The sequence below is a fragment of the Streptomyces sp. NRRL WC-3549 genome, assembly GCF_000721935.1.
Classification (GTDB): Bacteria; Actinomycetota; Actinomycetes; order Streptomycetales; family Streptomycetaceae; genus Streptomyces.
The window spans coordinates 59,707-63,475 of sequence record NZ_KL585405.1 but is presented as its reverse complement, the minus strand read 5'-3'; the positions used below and the strand labels follow the sequence as shown (position 1 = coordinate 63,475).

Sequence of the window (3,769 nt, the reverse complement as noted above, 5' to 3'; positions counted from 1 at the left end):
TACGGAAGCCGATACCGCCGGCGATCATCGTCGCGGCGCCCACCAGCAGGAACGTGGTCTCGGCCGCACCGGTCTCGGCGAGCTCGTCCTTGCCCTTGCTCTGCTCGACCGGCTGGTTGCCGACGCTGTTGGTGTCGGTGTTGTCGGCGCAGGCCGCACCGTCGAGGTCGACGGTGCAGGTGCTGCCGCCGCCGTTGCCGCCACCGGTGGTGGTGGCGCCGGTGTCGCCACCGGTCGCGCCGCCGTCACCGGAGCCGCCGCCCGTGGAGCCGCCGTTGCCGGAGCCGCCCTGGTCGGCACCTTCGCTGGTGCCGCCCTGGTCGCCCGCGCCACCCTGGTCACCGGCACCACCCTGGTCGCCCGCACCACCCTGGTCACCGGCACCACCCTGGTCGCCGCCCTCGCTGGTACCGCCCGAGTCCACGCCGCCGGCAGGGTTCTCGTCGTCGGCAGGGTTCGTGTCGCCGGAGAAGCGTGCCTGGAAAGTCGTCGAGGAATCGTCGGCGTCCACGCCGATGATGCCCACGGCCTGCGCGGCACCGGTGACGGTGAGCGAGGCACCCGCGGCGATAACCGCACCAGCGGCTATCCGCGCGACGCGGATTCGCGTCTTCTTCGTCATCTGTTGCTACCCCCAGTAGCTGATCTCGTCATTGGAGCAGCTCTCTGCGCTATGCGGTCCTCGGCCCTGCGGGGTATCTCTCCGCGGGGCCACGTCGCGCCGTGTTCATCCCGCCCGCCCCCGATCACACCCGTCCCAGACATACGCATGCTGCCCTAGCACCCTGTCCACAGATAAGGACTACGTCAAGGCCGTTCCGTGGCATACGGGCCGCTATGCACGGGTCTTGACGCCTATTCGGCATCACGACTGTGACCCATTCACCACACCGCCCCCGACTCCCGGCCCCCGACGCGCGGAAGAACGCGAAGGGCCCGGGCAGATCGATCTGCCCGGGCCCGACGACCGTACGGTGACGGTTACTTCTCGCTCTGCTTGCGCCAGCGGATGCCGGCCTCGATGAAGCCGTCGATCTCGCCGTTGAACACCGCTTCGGGGTTGCCGATCTCGAACTCCGTCCGCAGGTCCTTGACCATCTGGTACGGGTGCAGGACGTACGAACGCATCTGGTTGCCCCAGGAGTTGCCGCCGTCGCCCTTGAGCGCGTTCATCTTCTCCTGCTCCTCCTGGCGGCGGCGCTCAAGGAGCTTCGCCTGGAGGACGTTCATCGCGGACGCCTTGTTCTGGATCTGCGAGCGCTCGTTCTGGCAGGAGACGACGATGCCGGTCGGCAGGTGGGTCAGGCGCACCGCGGAGTCCGTGGTGTTGACGCCCTGGCCGCCCGGGCCCGAGGAGCGGTAGACGTCCACGCGGAGGTCGGACTCGTCGATCTCGATGTGGTCGGTCTGCTCGACCACGGGCAGCACCTCGACGCCCGCGAACGACGTCTGGCGGCGGCCCTGGTTGTCGAAGGGCGAGATGCGCACCAGCCGGTGGGTGCCCTGCTCCACGGAGAGCGTCCCGTAGGCGTACGGCACCTGCACGGCGAAGGTGGTCGACTTGATGCCGGCCTCCTCCGCGTACGACGTCTCGTAGATCTCGGTCTTGTAGCCGTGCTGCTCGGCCCAGCGCAGGTACATGCGCTGGAGCTTCTCCGCGAAGTCGGCCGCGTCGACGCCGCCGGCCTCGGCCCGGATGTTGACGACGGCCTCACGGGCGTCGTACTCACCGGACAGGAGGGTGCGGACCTCCATCTCGTCGAGCGCCTTGCGGACGGAGACCAGCTCGGCCTCGGCCTCGGCGCGCGCGTCGGCGTCGCCCTCGTCCTCGGCGAGCTCGAAGAGGACCCCGAGGTCGTCGATGCGACTGCGCAGCGCGTCCGCCTTGCGGACCTCGGCCTGAAGGTGCGAAAGCTTGCTGGTGATCTTCTGGGCCGCCTCCGGGTCGTCCCAGAGGGACGGGGCCGCCGCCTGCTCCTCGAGCGCGGCGATGTCGGCCCTCAGCGCATCGAGGTCCAGGACGGCCTCGATCGACCCCATGGTCGAGGAGAGGGACTTCAGCTCTTCGGAAATATCGACGACTGCCACGGGTCCAGCGTAACGGTTGCACGGGCGAACCTGTCCCGCCCGGCCCGAGCCGGGCCCGGCCGGGCGCCGTCAGGGGGCCGCCGGCGCCGAGTTCCTGGTGTCCTCGGGGTTCGTACCACCGTCGCCGCCGTCGGCGGCGAGCCACCCGCCCACCCCGATCGCGGCACACAGCGCACCGAGGGTGATCCGGCGCTTGCGGACCGCGGCGGCGCGGTTGCGCGCCGAACCGGGGCGGGGGCGGCCGGGTGAGCGCGGGGCCCGGGCCGTACCGAGCGGGCCGCCGGCCAGTTCGTCGGGGGCCGGGACGCGCATGCTCGTGTGGGTGTCCCGGTTGGAGTCCGGGGAGGACCCGGGGACCAGCGGGACCGCGCCGCGGCGGCGGGGCTCCTCGGGGGCCGGGGCGGCATACCCCTGTTCGTCGTGCGCCTGCGGCTCGCTCCCGGTGTCCGGCTCGTCGACGTCGAGCGGGGGTATCCCGGCCAGCATCGGGATCAGCTCGCGCAGCCGGGCCGCCAGCTCCGAGGCGCGCAGCCGGGAGGCGGGCGCCTTGGCCAGGCACTGCACCAGGAGCTGCCACAGCTCCTCCGGGATGCCCGGGAGGGGGACGACCCTCTCGGTGACGTGCCGGCGCAGCACGGCCCCGGGGTGACCGCCGCCGAAGGGGGTGAAGCCCGCCAGGAGTTCGTAGAAGACGGTGGCCAGGGCGTAGATGTCGACGGCGGCGCGTGGCGGAAGGCCCTCGACGATCTCCGGGGCCAGGTAGTCGGGCGTGCCGATGATCTTGGTGGCCTTGGTGCGGCGCGGGGTGTCGATCAGCTTCGCGACGCCGAAGTCGGTGAGCAGGGCGGGGTGCGCGCCGCCGGGCCCGAGCGGGCCCTCCATGTCGAGCAGGATGTTCTCCGGCTTGACGTCACGGTGGACGACCCCGGCCCGGTGGGCGGCGGCCAGCCCGTCGGCGACGTCCGCGACGATCGCCGCGGCGGCCTCCGGCGCGAGGCGCCGCTCGCGGTCCAGGCGGGTGCGCAGGTCGGTGCCCCGGACCAGGTCCATGACGAGCGCCAGGTCGTTGCCGTCGACGACGAGGTCACGGACGGCGACGATGTGCGGATGGCCGAGTCCGAGCAGCGCGGTGCGCTCCTGTACGAAGCGGCCCACGAGCTCCTGGTCGGACGCGAGGTCCTCGCGGAGCAGCTTGATGGCGACGGGCCCTTCCGGGCCCTCTCCGAGCCACACCGTGCCGGCGCTGCCGCGCCCCAGGATCTGGTGGGCCGTGTACCGGATGTGTATAAGAGACAGGACCCCCGGTCGACAAAGTTACGCGGCGAACGGGGTGTTGCGTGCCCTGGGCGGCGCCGACCTCGGCTTCCGCGGGCGAAACGGGCCCGCGGAAGTCGACATAGAAACAGAAGCGGGGGTGTCAGCCGCTGAGGTCCTTGAACCAGTCGGTGACGCCGGAGATGCCGTCCCCGATGGCCTCCCAGTAGCTCTTGCCCTGTGCGACCCAGTCCTGAAGCGGTGTCAGCTCCCAGATCAACCAGCTCGCGATGACCAGCAACACTACGGTGAACAGACAGCCCTTGAGGCAGCCGAGGCCCGGAATGCGCATCGGGTTGGCGCTGCGCTGACGGGGCTGCCGGGGGGCCGGCGGCTCGGGCGCCGGCCGGGGCGCGGGCTGCTGCGG

3 protein-coding genes and 1 pseudogene are annotated in these 3,769 nt (G+C 71.5%); all 4 read right to left on the bottom strand.

From position 1 onward, the window contains the following. Positions 1-622, bottom strand: a 622-nt coding sequence (locus IH13_RS0118270) for an LPXTG cell wall anchor domain-containing protein (RefSeq protein WP_031085763.1), incomplete at its 3' end; no start/stop codon positions are given. A 359-nt stretch (positions 623-981) separates the two neighbouring features. Then, a complete protein-coding gene (gene prfB / locus IH13_RS0118265) occupies positions 982-2,088 on the bottom strand; it encodes a peptide chain release factor 2 (protein WP_031085761.1) in 1,107 nt (368 codons plus the stop codon). Positions 2,089-2,157: 69 nt separating this feature from the next. Then, entirely contained in the window at positions 2,158-3,384 is a 1,227-nt protein-coding gene (locus IH13_RS0118260) for a serine/threonine-protein kinase (protein WP_031085758.1), read from the bottom strand. A 121-nt stretch (positions 3,385-3,505) separates the two neighbouring features. Beyond that, positions 3,506-3,769, bottom strand: a pseudogene (locus tag IH13_RS0118255) (serine/threonine protein kinase); the annotation flags it as partial.